General features: G+C 37.1%; 11 protein-coding genes and 2 pseudogenes. 4 read left to right on the top strand and 9 right to left on the bottom strand.

Annotated features, from left to right (window positions below; genetic code table 11):
- Positions 1-406: 406 nt before the first annotated feature.
- Positions 407-904, top strand: a pseudogene (locus F6K06_RS00580) (class I SAM-dependent methyltransferase); the annotation flags it as partial.
- A 9-nt stretch (positions 905-913) separates the two neighbouring features.
- Here F6K06_RS00580 and F6K06_RS00575 read toward each other — a convergent pair.
- Together F6K06_RS00575 and F6K06_RS00570 are read right to left on the bottom strand one after the other, a co-directional pair.
- Positions 914-4,501 carry a peptidase gene (locus tag F6K06_RS00575; RefSeq protein WP_124144286.1) on the bottom strand — a complete coding sequence of 1,196 codons (3,588 nt, stop codon included), beginning with the start codon at positions 4,499-4,501 and terminating at the stop codon, positions 914-916.
- 671 nt (positions 4,502-5,172) lie between these two features.
- Positions 5,173-5,607 (bottom strand): hypothetical protein, encoded by a 435-nt coding sequence (locus F6K06_RS00570; protein WP_124144285.1) that lies wholly within the window; start codon positions 5,605-5,607, stop codon positions 5,173-5,175.
- Positions 5,608-5,624: 17 nt separating this feature from the next.
- Between F6K06_RS00570 and F6K06_RS00565 the strand changes: the two genes are divergently transcribed.
- Together F6K06_RS00565 and gnd are read left to right on the top strand one after the other, a co-directional pair.
- Complete coding sequence (locus F6K06_RS00565) at positions 5,625-5,750, top strand: hypothetical protein (protein ID WP_275670326.1); 126 nt, start codon at positions 5,625-5,627, stop codon at positions 5,748-5,750.
- A 1,419-nt stretch (positions 5,751-7,169) separates the two neighbouring features.
- Positions 7,170-8,591 carry a decarboxylating NADP(+)-dependent phosphogluconate dehydrogenase gene (gnd, locus tag F6K06_RS00560; protein WP_124144284.1) on the top strand — a complete coding sequence of 474 codons (1,422 nt, stop codon included), beginning with the start codon at positions 7,170-7,172 and terminating at the stop codon, positions 8,589-8,591.
- A 332-nt stretch (positions 8,592-8,923) separates the two neighbouring features.
- Here the strand turns inward: gnd and F6K06_RS34480 are convergent, their stop codons facing one another.
- The 5 genes from F6K06_RS34480 to F6K06_RS00530 form a co-directional block, all read right to left on the bottom strand.
- Complete coding sequence (locus tag F6K06_RS34480) at positions 8,924-9,046, bottom strand: HNH endonuclease (RefSeq protein ID WP_124144289.1); 123 nt, start codon at positions 9,044-9,046, stop codon at positions 8,924-8,926.
- A 1,143-nt stretch (positions 9,047-10,189) separates the two neighbouring features.
- A complete protein-coding gene (moeB, locus tag F6K06_RS00545; protein ID WP_124144283.1) occupies positions 10,190-11,362 on the bottom strand; it encodes a molybdopterin-synthase adenylyltransferase MoeB in 1,173 nt (390 codons plus the stop codon).
- A 258-nt stretch (positions 11,363-11,620) separates the two neighbouring features.
- Complete coding sequence (locus tag F6K06_RS00540; protein WP_124144282.1) at positions 11,621-12,076, bottom strand: Mov34/MPN/PAD-1 family protein; 456 nt, start codon at positions 12,074-12,076, stop codon at positions 11,621-11,623.
- A 148-nt stretch (positions 12,077-12,224) separates the two neighbouring features.
- Positions 12,225-13,415, bottom strand: coding sequence for a hypothetical protein (locus F6K06_RS00535; RefSeq protein WP_124144281.1), 1,191 nt, complete (start codon positions 13,413-13,415; stop codon positions 12,225-12,227).
- Positions 13,412-13,912 (bottom strand): DUF4365 domain-containing protein, encoded by a 501-nt coding sequence (locus F6K06_RS00530; protein ID WP_287245153.1) that lies wholly within the window; start codon positions 13,910-13,912, stop codon positions 13,412-13,414. Before F6K06_RS00530 ends, F6K06_RS00535 begins: the two co-directional genes overlap by 4 nt.
- A gap of 307 nt (positions 13,913-14,219) precedes the next feature.
- Between F6K06_RS00530 and F6K06_RS00525 the strand changes: the two are divergent.
- A pseudogene (locus F6K06_RS00525) lies at positions 14,220-14,981 on the top strand (TdeIII family type II restriction endonuclease).
- Between the two features lie 163 nt (positions 14,982-15,144).
- Here F6K06_RS00525 and F6K06_RS00520 read toward each other — a convergent pair.
- A complete protein-coding gene (locus F6K06_RS00520; protein WP_124144278.1) occupies positions 15,145-16,533 on the bottom strand; it encodes a DNA cytosine methyltransferase in 1,389 nt (462 codons plus the stop codon).
- 702 nt (positions 16,534-17,235) lie between these two features.
- A complete protein-coding gene (locus tag F6K06_RS00515; protein WP_287239412.1) occupies positions 17,236-18,870 on the bottom strand; it encodes a Ppx/GppA phosphatase family protein in 1,635 nt (544 codons plus the stop codon).
- Positions 18,871-18,964 lie beyond the last annotated feature (94 nt).

Genomic DNA, 18,964 nt, shown 5'->3' with positions numbered 1-18,964 from the left:
ATCGCGACTGACTCCGTAACAATTTTTTCTGTTTAAGAGTGATAATTTCGGGAAAAAACCATGAAATACTTGATAACATGGCCAAACTTGTACTCCTCAATATTTTTCTCTGGCGACAATGAATTAGTCCTGCCTTAATCAGGGGGGAACCGCTTAAAAAGGGGGGCGGTTTCAAAGTCCCCCTTGTCAAGGGGGATTTAGGGGGATCGTAAATGTATTTTTATGAGAAATGCTATAAAACATCTCTATATTTAATCAATTCTGGAAAATGAGTCAAAACTATCAAGTCTGGAAAACAACAGAACTTGCACAAAAATATCTTTCTGGTGTAAGAAGTGCAGTTCCTTTAGCTACCGAACAAATTGAAATTATCCTAAGAATTATTTAGGCGACTAGACCTCAAGTAAATAACTTTTTAGATTTAGGTTGTGGTGATGGTATTTTAGGTCAAGCAATTCTCAGTCAATACCCTAATTCTCAAGGAGTATTTTTAGACTTTTCAGAAGCAATGATTGAAGCAGCAAAAAGTAAAATTGCCGATAATTATCAAGGGAATTTAGAATTTATCAATCAAGATTATGGTTTGCCAGAATGGGTAAATAAACTTCACCGAAAAGCACCATTTGATATAGTTGTCTCAGGATTTTCTATTCATCATCAACCAGACATCAGAAAACAAGAAATATATCAAGAGATTTACCAATTATTAAAGCCAGGAGGATTATTTTTGAATTTGGAACACGTTGCCTCCCCATCGAAATTAATTGAGCAATTATTTGATGAATTATATCATGTTCCCCTCCGGGGGAACGTTATATTAGCTATCTTTAGTCATCTAAAGATGACTTCTGCTTTGATCCTAGAAATTTATTTCTTGGCGGATTCGCTGATAACTGATAACTGATAACTGAAATCACTTCCCTACCCTGGGTACAAAAAACACAAAATCAGTAGGCACGATCGCTTCAATATTTGGGTCATAACCACCTACTTGATTAGTACGCAACACCCACAAGGAAGCACCAAACTGGAGAAAAATCATCGCTAGTTGGTCGTTAGTAAACCGAGGTAGGAGCGATCGCCAACTCCCTACAACTTGCCATAAAGTTTTTAGAGGAGTCTCTACAGGAAACCCCCCTAAAGTTGTTGCTTCCGAACGCCAGTCTGCTCGTGCTTTTCCCAAGGGTGTTAAGTGATTTTCCAAAGCTTTCACTAGATTGACTAATTGTGTAAAACGCTGAGTTTGCTCATCATCAGGATGTTCTCTGAGCCATTTCATAATTAAAGGATTTAATTTTAACTGAGCTACCATCCGGTTTAAAGCTGTATACAGTGCTTGACTTGAATCTTGCACGCAGGAGTTTATGGGACTAACAGCAGTTGCACCAGTACCATCCCCAGTCCGATAACGAGCTGCCATGACATCAAGTTCTTGCACTATATAACTGAGTGGAGAAAATTTGATACCGTTAAAATCATAATCTTCGGTCATGGGTTTAAACTTAATGATAATTTCTGAAGTAGGACGCGTTCCTAACCATCCCCATTGCCGATCGCCCATATATTTCATCCAAGATATAGTACCAGCAACAATACCATCACAGTTATGAGTATAGATTTGCCGATATTCTAGATTTAACTGGAGTTCATTTGCTAAAGGTTCCCGTACTACCTTTGTTATTCCAAAAGCAAAATGACCGAAAAATATTCCCAAGGGCGAAAATTCTGGTTTTCTGCCACCAATACCTCCATAGACGTGCATGAATAGAGCTTGTTCGCCTTCTTCCCAAACCGGAGTCTGGGAAATTTCACTCTGTTGTTTTTCTGTAGGGTTGAGCAAAATATTTGCAATGTCTCCTTTCGGAGCAACCTGGTTTTGCCAATATTTATAATTGATGTAGTCTAATGTGGCTTTTTTTCCAGAGATTATTTTCTTGGGTTTCAGGGAAAATAAAGCACGAGGAGCGATCGCTTGTACGACAAATTTACCCTGAGCATTCTTCGCTCCATAAATATACCAACCCTTTCCATTTACAGGAGAATTTTCTAAACCTTGGTTCTGAGAAGGTGAAATACCATTGCGGTCAACAATGACAGAAGGAATATAAATAATTTCTTCAACACCATCAAATTCCTGAGAGTTGGAATTATAGTGACGCACTCGAAATAAGTCTTCTCCTACAAACTGGATAATTTTCACCAACCCATAAAAACAACCAGAAATTTGAATTGGTTCGCGACTAATATATAAACTGAGGCGACCTATACCAGTATCCTCAACTACTACAGGTTCCGGTAAAGCCACAATCAGATCGTCTTCCGGTCTAGCACCTGCTAAAGATTCTAGAGGATCGACATTTTGCCAATTATCAATCCGCTCTGGATGAATATTTCCCTCTGTCTTACTCACCCTTACGCGATCGACAAAATTAACATCTGTAGTAACAAGTTGAACATAAGTTTGTAAATGAGAGTCATCACCCCAACGTAAATTCACAACCTGTCCGACGCGGTGTTTATTTTCTGAATCTGTCATCAGCAGTTCCAACAATACACCTTTAACCTCCTCCCTTTCCTCAGCAGTCGGTAAAATTAAACGTCCTACCCATTTACTAATAGGTTGATAGAGTTGCGAATCAACAGATTGAATTAAAGGATAATAACTAGGATGATTACATAAAGACTGCTTGTAGAGTTCATAATTACTAACAGTTCTAAAATCTTCAGGATTTAACCCTGTTGCTACCCAATTTTTGGTTAAAATTCCAGAAATAATATCCAGTGTTTGCTGTAAGTGAGTACGACCATCTGGAAGCATAGCTGTTCCCATCGGACCAATTTCATCGTTATGAGCAACCGGACCCAGAGAAATAAAACTAATTTTCCCCCGACGTTTAGCATGATTCCAATTAGATAAGAACATAATCGGCCATCTTCCAGGAAACATTATCGGACCTAATCGTTCTACACTATCCTTTTCTCCCACTAGGTGATACAGACGTTCTACTACCATTGCTCCAGTATTGCCACTGATTACCCCCGCCAAAGAAATCGCCTCAATGGGTGCCCCTGTAGCTTGCTTGAGAAAAGGCACCGCCCCCATAGACATTTGACCGCCTCCACTGTAACCAATCAGAGCGATCGGTTTTTGACTACCGAGAGGATAACCAAAATAGAGGAGACTATCAAATAACACTTGTGCTAATCCTTGATTTTGAATCAGACTGTAACGAGGGTCTGCTGCAACAGCAACCGCTGCAACATTACGAAGATTAATAATACCAGCGATGGGGTTATTAGGATTTCTCTGAGCAATAGAATCAAGGATGTTCCACAAAAATGCTAAAGGTCGGTCTGTTGTTAGAGAACGGTTTGTGGCAGAGTAGGGCATAATACCTTTGATAATTACTACATCTGGTGGTGTAGCATTAGCTAGGCGATCGAGAAAATTTTCAACTATGGGTAGGTATTGGTAGGAACCTTGGTTGATGCCATCCAAGTATAAGACATAAATAGAAGCATCTTGGCGGTCTGGTACTTCTTCGACTAAACTACCTGAATATCTGAGAGTTGGTGGTTCATACCATCCTGCCCACCAGGTTAACGATTCTAGGGGAGTGAAAATTATTGAACAGAAAAGTGCAATTAGACTTATATATATTAAGTTAATGGTTAGTTTAAAGGTGTCATTCAGGGCAGTGTACCAAATGGTGAAAAAGTTTTGAGATAGGGGTGATAAAAGGATAACGATGGAAAAAGCAATAATTCCTACAACTATATATTTGATGATAGGTTTAATTTTTTGCTTTTGCTGTTTATCTGTTTTTTGGGGTAATAGGTCGGTGCTAATCTGGAAGGAACTAGATTGGTTTCCTGCCATGACAATTTCTTTTAGTTCTTGTTTATCTGTTACTAACTCAGTTCCAGCAGCAAGATTTAATAGCCATCTACCAAAAGCAGTAATAGGACGACCAATGGTGCGTTGTGATACCTGATGTACAATCCATCCTAAAATATTACAAGCAAATGCTGCCCAAATATTCAGTTGTGTGATTTCTTGTATTGCTCTTATTTCTGCCAGTAAACTCCACAGAGTCAGTAGAACACTGATAGGAATGCCAAAATATGGTAATCCAATGAGAAAGCTTAACATCTGGGGTGCATAACTCAACCCCAGAGTACGGATAACTGTCAGTAATTCTAAGTTGATATTAAAGATGAGGTGACTGACTAACCAAAGACTGATTGCCCAAAACCCAAAACTAAAGACAAATATAATCGCTGAAATTCCCAGACTGAGAACAAAGCGTAATCGTTTAACCTTGTTAATGAATAGTACAACACATTGAGCGATCGCTTGTGCTAAACCAGCAATTAAGACTACAGTTAATGCTACCTGAATGCCTTGGGGCAAACTATTAATTTGGTTATAAACTTCTGGGTTTAGGGTTGATGCACCTGATATGAGGTGCCAGAATTGGTCGAAAGCTTTTCCTGTCATGGTTTTAATTTCACAAAAATAGGTAGAACTCCGGGGTTCTCCTATAAGGGAATGTTTTATGGGATAGAAACTATGTTATATCATGTTCGGTTTGAATACTTATACATAACTGTTGTGAGGAGTCAGTCCTCAGGAGTCAGGAGGGCAGCAAGAAATAAGAGGAGGAAAAAGAGAAAATTTTTTCGTTTGCTGGCGCACAACGCGCGTTAACGCGGAGCGCGGAACAGAGTTATATCGCGCTCTTATCCGGATATGGTCCGAAGTGGTTATTTAAAGAGACATGATATAAAACCCCGCCTTTTAATACCAAATTCAAAAAAGGCCGTTACAGTATTAATCTCTAAATTCCGACCAGCAGAGAAAACCACTGTAGCAATATTTTATGAAATTAGTTGGAGGGAGGCTCAAATTCCCTACTTCCCCTCCCAGGAGGGGTTAGGGGTGGGTTAACTTCTGACTTCTGACTTCGTTAACCCTCCCCCCCTTTAATACCAAATTCAAAAAAGGTCATTACAGTATTAATCTCTAAATTCCGACCAGTAGACAAAAGCACTGTAGCAATATTTCATGAAATTGGTATAAGGCGAAATGTGTTTGGAGGAAGGCTCAAATTCCCTACTTCCCCTCCCAGGAGAGGTTAGGGGTGGGTTAACTTTTGACTTCTGACTTTGTTAACCCTGACCAGTTAAAGCATCTGCAAACGGATCGGGCAAAGCTTCTTGTACTTCCATGTCTTCATTGTCTTCAACAGATAAATCATCACTATTTAGATTTTTTTTTAAAAAATTTTGGTTGTGTTGGTGCCGAGTAAAATCTTGTAATCTTGCTAACTCCTGTTGATAAACAGAAATAATTTTTGCCAGAGACTCTGCCACTTCATTCCAACTTTCATCATCTACAATTTTTTCAGCAATTCCTTGAAATAAATCTCCACTTTGATTTTTTTGAACATACTCCCTCAATAATTTTCCAGATTTTTGTAAAGCAGCCTGATACGCTTCTCCATCAGACCACCAAAGTCCGGGCTGATTCAATAACCAAGTCAAAATATATTCCTGAGCGTGTTGCTCTTTTACCCAATTAGCAAGATACTTTAATTCATCCATAAATTACCTCTTGAATTATGCCAATTATCAATACTAATACTATGTTTAATTCGACTCTCAAAACAAACATCTTTCACGCTTCACTCCAAATTGATGGAGAACGTATTATTACTTCGGAATTAAGTTCTTCTGTATTTCCTTAGTCCGACTGTAGGGGCAAAGGGCTGTTTGCGTACTTTGACCGCTAGCTAAATGTAGCAAAATTTTTAATATAGCAGAAGGAAGAAGGAAAAATCTGATGTTGTCTGAGTTTTAAGCTTTTGATATGTCAAATACAGTAATGGCGATCGCTATATTTGCTATGAGAAAGGAGAGTTTAATTTCCTAAATTTCAAAATTATTAGATTTTTTTCTATACAATTTACTCAAAACTAACAATAATAACCATCAGCATATCTGACAACTCTAACTATACTAATTTTTGGCTGCCCTGAATACAAATAAATATAGCACTCGGGGCAGTTGTGTAAAATTATCTGTTAAAAAGGAAGCACTGGAGCTTCGCATAGGGAACAGGAATCGTAGTTTCATACTTTCTGGGAAAAGTTAATAGCCTTTAATTTTATACCCTACTAATAATTTTATACCCTACTAAACTTTTAAATAATTACCTTTTCTTCAAAAAAGAGGATTGACTAAAAAAATATAAGAATTATTTTTTTTATTAAAAGGAGAGTCTTAAAACCTAAAAATATTAATTATTCAGTGAATTTATTGAGTTTTTAATAATCTCTCTTGGTGCGGGTTCCTTTAATACTTTAGTCGTCGCGGGGTCTACTGTTTTTTTGCCTAGTTGATTCAGTCTACAATTCTTGTATTGATTAGTGTAATCTATCAGCCATCGGTGAACCTTTCCCAAAAGGTAGCTTGCCTTCCTTAATAGTTTATCTTTTTTGCCCAAAGAAAATTAACATCTTTGTTCTAGTACAACACAAAGCTTTTTTAATTTATTACACTTGATACTTTTATTCTCCATCTATCTAATAGTTTAGATAAATGTTTATAATTAATTGATTACTTAGCTTCATTTAATTTAACACTTTGTACAAATTATGATTTTGATTTACTTTTAATTTATCATCAATTATGAACAATATTTTATTGATTTATTTCCCAAATATACTGCTAGCGTTACTAAGTTTCTCTCCTTTAGTGTGCTAGAAAAATTATTAATTTCTTATATAATTACGGGTGGTTATAGAGTCATATATTATGCACAGTTTATTCTACAGTAAATCAAAGATAATATTGGGAGCCTTCTAAATATAGTAATTATGAACTTCACTTTATAATTAAGACAAAATAAAAAAAAATCATTCCCTGATAATAATATAGATTATAATTTTACGTTTAGTTAAACTTTAAACTATTGAAGCAAATTATCTATAACACTGAATTGATTGATACAGAATTATTAATTTGTATTAAATACGTTTTTTTTGTATCAACCTATACTTGAAATCTTAAAAAAAACCTTTACTAGAAAAAGTCAAAAAAAAACACCTGTAATCTAAAAACTGTACTTAAAATTTAGTAGAGAAACTCAGGGAAGTCAAAAGATTATGGGACAGCAAAAATTTGGTGTTATCGGTCTAGCTGTAATGGGAGAAAACCTAGCTCTCAACGTAGAACGCAATGGATTTCCCATCTCCGTATACAATCGCAGTAGCGATAAAACCGAGAAATTTATGGCAGAGCGGGCACAAGGTAAAAACGTCCATGCTGCTTACACTCTAGAAGATTTTGTCCAATCTCTAGAAAGACCCCGCAGAATCCTAGTTATGGTAAAAGCAGGAGGACCAGTTGATAAAGTCATCGAACAACTAAAACCTCTCCTAGACAAAGATGATATGATTATCGACGGTGGTAACTCCCTCTACGAAGACACAGAACGTCGCACTAAAGATTTAGAATCCACCGGACTAGGTTTCATGGGGATGGGAGTTAGTGGTGGTGAAGAAGGAGCTTTATGGGGACCTAGTTTAATGCCAGGCGGTACAGAGGCTTCCTACAAAGAGTTAGAAGCAATTTTAACTAAAATAGCAGCTCAAGTTGATGATGGTCCTTGTGTCACTTACATCGGTCCTGGTGGTGCTGGTCATTATGTAAAAATGGTACACAACGGCATTGAGTACGGCGATATGCAGTTAATTGCTGAAGCTTATGACTTACTCAAAAATGCTGTTGGTATTAGTAACGAACAACTCCATGAAATTTTTGCTGAGTGGAATAAAACTCCTGAGTTGGAATCTTTCTTAATTGAAATTACCGCCGACATCTTTACCAAGAAAGATACTGAAACTAGCAATCATCTAGTTGATATGATTATTGACTCTGCTGGACAAAAAGGTACAGGTAGATGGACGGTAATTAATGCTTTAGAGTTGGGTGTTGCTGTTCCAACTATTACCGCTGCTGTTAATGCTCGGATTATGTCTGGTATTAAGGATGAGCGTGTAGCAGCTTCTAAAGAATTAACAGGTCCGACTGGTAAGTATGAAGGCGATGCCCAAGCTATGATTAACAAAGTGCGGGATGCTTTGTATTGTTCTAAGATTTGTTCTTATGCTCAAGGTATGGCATTGTTGGCTGCCGCATCCAAGGAATTTAATTACAATCTGAATTTGGGTGAGTCGGCGCGAATTTGGAAAGGTGGTTGTATTATTCGGGCTGGATTTTTGAATAAAATTAAGAAAGCTTTTGATGAAAATCCTGGTCTACCTAATTTATTGTTAGCACCAGAGTTTAAGCAGACTATTCTCGATCGCCAAGATGCTTGGAGGGAAGTTGTTGCCACTGCTGCTAATTTAGGATTACCTGTTCCTGCCTTTAGTGCTTCTCTGGATTATTTTGATAGTTATCGTCGAGCAACTTTACCTCAAAACTTGACTCAGGCTCAACGGGATTATTTCGGCGCTCACACTTATGAGCGCACTGATAAACCTCGTGGTGAATTCTTCCACACTGAGTGGCCTAGTAAGTAATTCTTTCTGTCTGTTTGACATACTCCCGACGTTGCTCTTACGGGACAACGCGGGATTCTTCAACTCGCAAGTAAACGAATCGCAGTTTCGTGTGAGGTGATGTTCTCCCCCTGTGTTGATAATAATCCTATTTTCTGTATCAGAAGTGCTGAGTTATAGATTAAAGTCAACGACTCCCTCACCAGAGGCGTTGCTCTCCAAAACGGAGCGTGAAAATTTCTCTTCACTCCGCTCCTCAATGAAACGGGACTTGCCAAGTCTACCTCACCACCAACATATCTTCTATCCAACGATAATTCTTTGGAATATCAAACAGTGGTTTGGGCTTGACACTATGTACAGTCAGATTTTGTGCCATAACTTCTATCAATGAAAGTCTTAGTATCGTGGCAGTGTCGATGGAGTAATTGCCAGTTTTTATATTCATCCTTTCCGCCTAATGACTTAGGGACGATATGGTCAAGTTAGATAATGTCTCCATCTTGAAAATGTAATCCACAGTAGAGGCATATTCCTTTTTGCTTCTTTTGTATCTTTATCCTGAACGACATTTACCTGCTTTATAATAGCTTTGGCTGACCAAGATTTAACGAGCAACTTTTGGAGTTTGTGAACTAATGCTACGTTGCCACAACGAGACGCTTGAATAAATCCGTTTCTGTAGCTTAAAGACCATCCTTTCCAACTTTCGCCAGGGGATGTCCTTCCATTTATACATCGGTGTTAACTCAGTGTTCATAACATTACTTGCTACTAACAGGCTTATCTTCCGTTACATCGTGAGTCTGTGAGCGTATCCCAACCATTACAGCTAGGCGTTCGCTTTCTGACCCAATCTTTCCTCAGTACTACCTAGTTTCCTAGAGTTTGCGTCTTGGTTGACTACTGTGGGTATCGACCTCCTCACAGAGTAAATACCAGGGTTATTTTGTTCCGAATAATCATTGTTTTATCCGCTTAGGATGGAACTATCCGCCTTTGCGAGGAAGTGCTTATCAACTAGAAGAGAACTCTGTTGATTCCTAATATTTGTGACCTTTTGGTTCGCCTAGCGTATCAATCTCTTTTCGCTAGTAACTAGCGTAGACGGTTCTATTGTTCCTTCATTTGTGTTATCCATACGGACTTGCTCAGTCTGCATTGACCGCGAGATTAGGTATACTTTTGACGTTTTATCCCCGCTTTATGGATTGATGACCATTCTCTACCATAGGGGATATGCTTTTACTCCCGCACCTGGAGAGTGGGACTTAAGTATTCTTGGATACTGGCTTTCACCCACATGGTTATTCAGTTGACATCTGCATAGGATTTTAAGTGCGGGACTCCGTTGGGAGGATGTCAATAAAGGGGAAATAATTAAAATTATCTCGGAATCACGGTGCAAATATTGCACGCTAAAAAACTTAACTAGCTATCAGTTTGTCCGTTCTGGAATGCTCCGCAAACAGCATTTAGCTGTCAGTTCTCAAATTCGAGGGTTTAAACTCCCCCAAGAGGAGCGAAAAAGCCCGTGATGCGTGTTAACGGGGGATTAAAACCCCCATTATACAAGCAACTAGAAGCTGATTGCTAATAGCTGAGTGCTGAGTGCTACCTCAATATTGAGGTACAGAAGAATCTATTTCCTGACTCCAGGCAGTAATTCCACCTTTGAGATTAGTACCCTCAATACCATTCTCCTTCAGAATACCTAACGCTTTAGCCGATCGCCCACCCATCTTACAATGAGCAATTAAACGATGACCATTCATTAATTCCTTAACCTTTTCCACACCAGAACCCTGCTCAATATCTGGCAATGGTACTAAAACAGACCCAGGAATTTTGGCAATTTCATATTCGTGGGGGTTCCGCACGTCAACTAAGACAAAATCATCCGCTCCACTATCTAATAACTGCTTCAAGTCTTGAACCGTCATTTCTGGAATAGCCATCTTACTTTCTGCCTCCTGTGCTTTAGCTTGAGGAATGCCACAAAACTGTTCATAATCAATCAACTTTTCAATAACTGGTCGTACTGGATTAGGACGCAGTTTCAATTCCCGGAAAGTCATATCTAGAGAATTATAAAGTAACAATCTACCACTCAAAGTTGTACCTTCACCCAAAACAATTTTGATAGTTTCCGTTGCTTGGATAACTCCAATCATTCCTGGCAAAATACCTAACACACCACCCTCTGCACAAGAAGGTACCATTCCTGGAGGCGGGGGTTCGGGGTAAAGGTCGCGGTAGTTAGGTCCACCCTCATAATTAAAGACAGTTGCCTGACCCTCAAAACGGAAAATTGAGCCATAGACATTAGGTTTGTTCAGAAGCACACAAGCATCATTAACCAAATAACGAGTCGGGAAATTATCAGTACCATCAACAACTACATCATAAGACTTGAGAATGTCGAGGGCATTTTCAGAACTTAACCGAGTTTCGTAAAGGTCAACCTGACAGTGAGGATTAATTTCGTGAATCCGATTTTTGGCAGATTCAATTTTTGGCTTACCCACCCAGGAAGTACCATGAATAACCTGTCGTTGTAAATTGGAATGATCGACAATATCGAAATCTACAATTCCAATATTTCCAATTCCTGCTGCTGCTAGATATAACAATAGTGGAGAACCAAGACCGCCTGTGCCTATACATAGAACTTTGGCTGCCTTAAGACGTTTTTGACCATCTAATCCTACTTCCGGTAGAATCAGGTGGCGCGAGTAACGTTGATACTCTTCTGTATTTAACTGGATTTGTTCCAGATTGGGATTTAACATGACAATTTAGGTCTAAAAATTTCTTAGATAAATTATGTGAGGTTTTGTACAGTAGAAAACCTAAACAATTCCGGCAAAGTTAGGTCAAACCTGGTAATGCCAGTCTTGATGTTTATTTCTTGCTTCAAACTAGGATTCTTCCCATTTACAAGCATAATTTCGGGTGCAGCCCACCCTAGTTAATTGATTTACTTCCCTATATTGGGATAATACAACTCCTAAAATTACCTACATTAAACCCGCTATATATCTTATTGCTTATCTTTTAATAATTTCTTCTGTTTGAAATTGACGATTATCGTCAAGAGACCAACTAAGAAAGTCAATCGTTTTACCTTGTTGAACAGAAAGGATAATGTAGGAATATTCTGGCCAGGCGTAGGTACGGTCAAATTCTGAGGGGATGGCTGGATGGTCTGGGTGGGAATGATAGATGGCAATGATGGATAGGTGGCGTTCTCTTGCGGATTTCATTGCTTTGAGCATTAGTTCTGAGGATATGGCATATCTTTTTTCTTCTGTAAATTCTTTTTGTTCCGGCCAATATTCATCTGCTTCTGCTTCCCAGGCATTTTCAGCAGGCCAGACTTCTATAACTGTTTTTGTCTGTTGGTTTTGCTCACCTAATAGTAAGCCACAACATTCATTTGGGTAGGAGGTTTCGGCGTGGGTAGAAATTTTTTGGAAGTGGGAGGGAGGGAGTATTAGGGGCATTTGTTTCAATAAGTAGGGAAATGAAAAAAAGGAAACAGAAAATAATAAGTATGCTCAAAGTTTGATAAGCGACATTAATAATTGTGGTCTATTTACTTAACTGTTAAATATTATAAGTGTTTTAATATTTCTCCCTATTAATACATATTTACCTAACCACAAAAGTACGAACATCACGAATAACTAATTGATTTTCATCTTCAAGCAAATTTCCAGTACAAATAATTGGAGTTTGGTCTAGATTTGCCTGAAAAGCTTTTTTATAGTCTGCGCGATTTAACTCAATTACTACTTCTGACTCTTCTGTATTTGGCTGGATGGATGTAATGATAGTTACTCGTCCTTTTTTATCTTCTTCTCCCCATTCAAGTTTGATAACTTTTCCCTCAACCTTCTCTAGAGATTCTGTCTGAGATGGTTCTTGAAAAAGTGGAGATAATTTTCTTTTTCTTCCTTTTTCTCTTTCCTGAAAGTAAGTTACTACTTTTTTAGATTTGAGTTTTTCTTTTGCCTCTTTTAATTTAGGTAAAGCATCAACATCTATGCTGATTTCAGAGCGAAAATTGGAGGGAAGTTCAGTATTCTTTGAGCGACTTAAATTAAATTTAATTCCTTCTTTACTAACTCCTTGACTCATTTTAAAAATTGCATCACAGAAATTGGAACTAATTCCTGTCTCTACAATTTCTACTAGCTGTTCCCCCTCCTCTATATTTTCAGGAAAATTATTAGTTATCTCTAAAGCATTAAATAGTTTTTTGATAACTTGTCTTTCAAAATTATCAGACAAAGGGTCGGAAACTGGGGATATTATTTTAATAATGTAACTACCTGGTTCAGTTTGACCTATTCGTAATCTTTCCATATAGTCTGTAACTTTTTTAGACCTGCCTCCTTGAAAAAAAGGTCTAGGATTAACAACCGAAGATGAAATAGAATACATCAATTGTTTAGTTGAATCAAAAAGTCTAATTCCATCATCTAAATGAATAGTATTATCTGTTAGATCGGGATAGTCAACTCTAATTCTAATAATATCTAAATTAATATTATTGATTTCATTTATAATCTCAATTATGGGGCGATTTTCTACAATAGATAGGGTGTGCAAAACTTCACTAATCCGAATAGCATAATCTTGAAGACTAGACTGTAAAGGTAGTAAAATTTCATAGTAGTTATCTTCATTATCTTCCTCTGAATGTAGAATCCAAATAGAAGCTTTGTCAGATATTTTTATTTCCTGATTCCATCCTTTTAAATTTAGATAACTAGAAACATATTTGGGATTAATTTCTTTTAGAAAATTAGGATTTCTAATAATTTCTTTTCTGGTCATGGCGCATCTCCTGATGCTACAATTTCCATTAATTGTGATAATTTATTAACAGTAAGACGATTCTTTTGTGGAATGTTAACTCTAACTGTTGTATTATTATCGGTAGGAGGTTTTCCTCTCAAAGATATCCAATAAGCACAATATTTTAAGATAGTTTGTTCATCAGATTGTGTGAGCAAACTCTCAGGAAGGCGAGGAACTACTACCACTACTAAAATACGAGGAACTAATACATTCTCTGGAATTAACTCATTATAGTTTTTTACTTTTAAATCATATTTAATTCCTTCTGAATTTATGGGATTATCTCTTAAAAGACACTTTAATTGTAACTCAATACGAGGAGAGCGAATAGTGCCATTACCTCCTCGTTTATGGATTGACCAATCAATACTATCATCATCTACATCTGGTTTAGATAGACTATATCCAGCAACCGTTGCAACTGCTCTCAAATAAGCATTACTAAATTGCTCTTGTTGCTGTGTAATGTGCATTCTACCACATCTCCTATTATTTCTTTGCTTCCTTATTTTTTATCTCCCATCAAATTATATCCTGATAATGTCAATATTTTATTTTTGTATGTGGGTATTAGGGGCATTTGTGTTAATAAGGAAAAGGCTATAAGTGTGATTCATTAATTGATAATTGATAATTACCTCTCCCTAAAAGGGAGAGGATTGATGTTCTAAGGAAAAAATTTATTTTTTTCCCCTTGAAAGGGGAGGCTTTTAACCTCAATTATTTAATTAATAATTATTAATTATTAATTACCCGGTAAATTTAGCAGATTCATTAATAATGGAATATTTAACTAAAATCAAAATTAAAGATTTAGTACAAAATGTGATTGAGACAAAGTTAAATAGATACTGGGGTGAAACTGACTATAAGCCATTTTTTGAAGCATTATTTGGTGAAGCAGTAATTATACAAACTTCAATATTACATTCTTTTTATACATCATTTGGTATGTCTGTATATGAACCTATTGCTAAAATATTAGCTGAAAATGCTGGCTATGAAGCGCAAACTCAATATGATTTATTAGGTGAGATAGATGCTCAAACAGAAAATATGATTAATGAATTATGTCAGAGTAATACCCCTCCTGATAAAGTACGAGAAATTGAAAAAATCAAGCAATCTATTAAAGAGGCAAAACCAAGGCAAGATAAAGATTCTCGTCTAGATATTTTTATTTATAAACCAAATACAAATGAAGAGCTATACATTGATATAACTACTGCAAAACCTAACAAAAAAGAATTTGGTGCATTAAGAAGAAAAATGCTCCGTTGGTGTGGATTAAGGTTTAGTCAATAGAAACAAGCAAAGATCAAAACTTATATTGCTATTCCCTACAATCCTTATCATCCTCGCCCCTATGCTCGATGGACTGCTAATGAATGTGATGTAAAAAATGAGCTATTAATTCAAGAAAATTTTTGGAATGAATGTGCAGGGGAAGAGGTATATGAAGACTTATTAAACATTTTTAGAGAAGTTGGAGTTGAGATGAAATCAAAGATTGACCAATGGATTAAGTCAAAATCTAGGTAAAAGAGGGGTTTCAATAATTGATAATTGATAATTGATAATTACCTCTCCCTAAAACGGATTGGATTGAATAAAAGGAAAAATTTTTTTGTTTCTCCACGGCGAGTGAGAGGCTTTATACCTTGATTTTTCGGTAAGCTTTTATATTTATCATTATGAAGTTAATCTAATTAACAAAACCTAGCAACTCCAGTAAAGACTTAGCTAAATAATAAACAACTGGAATAGATACAGCATTGCCGAATTGTTTCTTAGCAATATTCTCCTTACTATGCAGTCTAAACCAACTAGGAAAACCTTGTAACTTAGCACAGTCTTTTGCAGTTATATACCTATACTTTTTCTTCTGATAAATTTCCTTGATAAATAAAGACTTATACTCCTCTGGAGTTTCCCCATTAATAGAAACCGTAGCTATACAATCTTTTGTACCTGTAGCAGTTAGGGTAGGCACAATCTCTGAATGAGGCAAAAATATTCTATATATGCCATTAATTCCTGATGAATTTTTAGAGTTGACAAATTCATAACCCTGTTCCGCAACATAACGAATAATTTTCTTCTCAACCAATCTGTTCAATTCTTGAATTTGCAAATTATCTATTAATTCAGATAAATCTGCAAAAGATAAAGGATTACCATCTTTTTTACCATACTTTTTTTTGCGTCTATTTTTGAGAATAGTTCCACAAATCAACTTTTCCCTTTTAGTTGTCTGAATAATATCCCAAGAATGAATAGTTGTATGACCATTTCTCGTATCACAAAAAACAAAAAAATCATTCAACTCATCATTTTTCTGAAATTTATTTCTAGAGACTGGAATACTACCATTAAACAAAACATCTGGTGACAATTTTGCCTTTTGAATATCAAAATTAGCCTCCAGACCATCAATAACTTGAAACAGTTTAGTTTGAATATTCAATGGTTCAGGAAAATCGAAACAATCTATATCTAAATCTTTCCTAATCCCGACAATAAAAACTCGTTCTCTATTTTGAGGCAATCCAAAATCAGCAGAATTAAGTAACTTGTAATAGACACGATAACCAATCTTTTCAAACTGCTGAATAATTAATTCAAATGACTTTTGATTAACCGGACTAATTAACCCTCGAACATTTTCAAAAATAAAAGCTTCAGGTTGATTTTCCTCCACAACTCTAATCGTATCAAACCAAAGTTTTCCTCTACGATCGTCAAAGCCTCTTAACTTTCCAGCTACAGACCAAGGTTGACAAGGAACTCCACCAACTATCAAATTTATCTGCCAAGGCAGCTTAGAAATTTTAGTAATATCTCCCAGATATTTTTCATCATTATTGATATATCCATTCAGAAAGTTTTGCTGATAAACCTTCATCGCATCAGAGTCAATTTCTGAATATCCTAAACATTTTCCTCCTAATTCTTCTAGAGGAATTCTAAATCCGCCAATGCCAGCAAATAAATCTATAAAAGTGAACCGATGTTCATGCATTTGTAAATTAATAGGTTTATCAATATTAAAAAAGCTTAATTGTTTTGAGGAATGAATAATCTGACCAGACATGAATCAATTTTTATGATTATTACTAGGATTAGCATCATAAGCAATTATCTTCAGTTGAGATTTTGAATAATTTTGATATTCCCCAGGCTAAAGCACAGGGGATTCTTAAGGAATCCAAAACTGGATTCTTAAAGGCACGATCAAACTGCCTCTACTGACTTCTTTAAGGGAAAACCCTAAAGTTGCCGCTACTTTTTTGAGGATATTAGCTGCGCCATTACAATCGGCATTAACTAACAAACCCTTTTGAGTTTGATAGAGTCCTCGTTGTCTTGATGCAGTCGCTCATGGGGGAAACCCCCAAGGTAAGGATTCAGGTATAATGGCGATCGCAGTGTGAATTCTCAGAAGAAAAATTCAAGACTCACGGTTCCCTTGACAAAAAAACAAACCTTGGTAAAGTAAAAGCATGAGTCAATCACAGCGCCCAGTAAATCGTAAACGCCTCAACCAGTTGTCAAAGGAAGAACTGGTAGAAATGTTGTTGACTCAACAAAAACTGATAGAGAATCACCGTCCAGCATGCCTTACACCTCTTACCTCCCGCGCATTCTATCGACCTCCCCACCCCGCCCCCCATCTCACCATCTCCCCATCTCCCAACACTCCCCTACTCCCCCAATCACCATCTCCCCATCTCCCCATCTCCCCATCTCCCCATCCCCCCACACTCCCCATCTCCCCACACTCCCCTGCCTAAAACTATACAGATACCATCACAGGTTCCAACTTTGCTATCAACTTCAAAGCAAACTCTTGTTCAAACGCCTCCTTCTTATAATCTAAATTCCACAACTCCAAAGCACAGTCATCTTTAGGGTTAGCTGGCCGTAACCACATATAAAATTCCTGCTTATCTTGGTTGAATTCACATTTCACGTCAGCGATCGCTCCTTTTTGTCGTCGGTCTAAAGCGATCGCTAACCGCAACAACGCACTCAACTGAGATACCATCTGTTGATATTTTTTTGGTAAATTTTGATAATTTTCGTGCTTTTTCTTCGGTAAACTCTTACGGTGATAACGAGCCAAATTAGCAATTACTTCAATCTCAATCTCACTATAACCCAATAATTCTCCATTCCTAATCAAATAATAAGAATGTTTATGGTGGGATGAATGACTCACATATAAACCACAGTTATGCAAAATTCCGGCTGCCCATAATAACTCTCGTTCATCATTCCCCCACTCATGTAGCACTCCTTTAGTTTCGTCAAATAAATTTAGTCCCCAAGAAGCAACCCGCTCGCTACATTCCAAATTGACTTGATATTTTTGAGCAATTTTTAGAGTATTACGCTGGCGAATAGAACTTTGGAAACGGAGGCGGTCGTATATCAAACTATGATTCAACATCCAGTCAACTATTACTCCCTCGCGCAAACTACGTTCGCAAACAGTTATTGACTCCATTCCCAATAAACTCATTGCCTCTTGTAATACTAAAGCACCTGCTAAAATAATTTCCGAGCGCTTCTGTGACATACCCGGTAACTCTTGCCGTTCGGAGACTGATAACTTTTTCAACTTATTAACTAACCCTTCCAACTCAGCTAAACTAAACTGATAACCTGCTAGGGAAGTTGGCGCATTGGCGAATTTTTCACAAGCATGAATATTCGCCAACGCTTCAATGGTGCCAGAAGTACCCACTAACTGTGGTTTTTCACCTTCCTGGATATTAGCTAATAACTCCTCTGTCGGACGTTCCAATAAACCCCTAACGTAAGCTCGCAGATAGGCAAATTCTATTTTGCTAATGGGGTCAGTAGTAACAAATTCTTTGGTCAAACGTACTGCACCTACCTTTGTACTGCTCAGAGTCCGTGGTGCATTACCGTCACCTAATATTAACTCTGTGGAACCCCCACCGATATCAATAATGACATGGGGTTTGTTGTTAAACTCCATTGCTGAAAGCACCCCGAGATAAATCCGGCGAGCTTCTTCTTGACCAGAGATTAAGTTAACATACAAGTCTAACTCATCAGCAATTTTATTGAGAAAAACTGTGCCATTGGGTGCTTCTCTTACAGCACTGGTAGCTACAGCAATAATTTGCTCCGCATTGGCACTTTTAGCAATTTTTTGGAAGCGCTCTAAGGTAGCGATCGCTCTATTCATAATTTCTGCTTTCAAATTACCATTTGCTTCACAGTCTCCGAGTCTTACCGTTTCTTTGTCTCGGTCAATAATTGTAAAAGCGGGTAAAGAGGGGTCTATTTTGACTACTACTAAATGTAGAGAGTTAGTACCCATATCTATCGCTGCCAAGATCCGTTCTCGGTTTTCCGATATCAAGGGTATTTTTACTAAAGGAACTGATGTAACCATATTTTATAAATGTGTTCAAATTTAACAAGTTGCCTAAATTTTAGATTAAATAATGTCATCTGTGTCATTACGATCAAAAATATGTAAAATGGCC

The sequence above is a fragment of the Okeania sp. SIO1H4 genome, from assembly GCF_010672695.1.
GTDB classification, from domain to species: domain Bacteria; phylum Cyanobacteriota; class Cyanobacteriia; order Cyanobacteriales; family Microcoleaceae; genus Okeania; species Okeania hirsuta.
The sequence above is the reverse complement of the archived record's forward strand: the minus strand, read 5'-3'. Positions and strand labels throughout refer to the sequence as shown.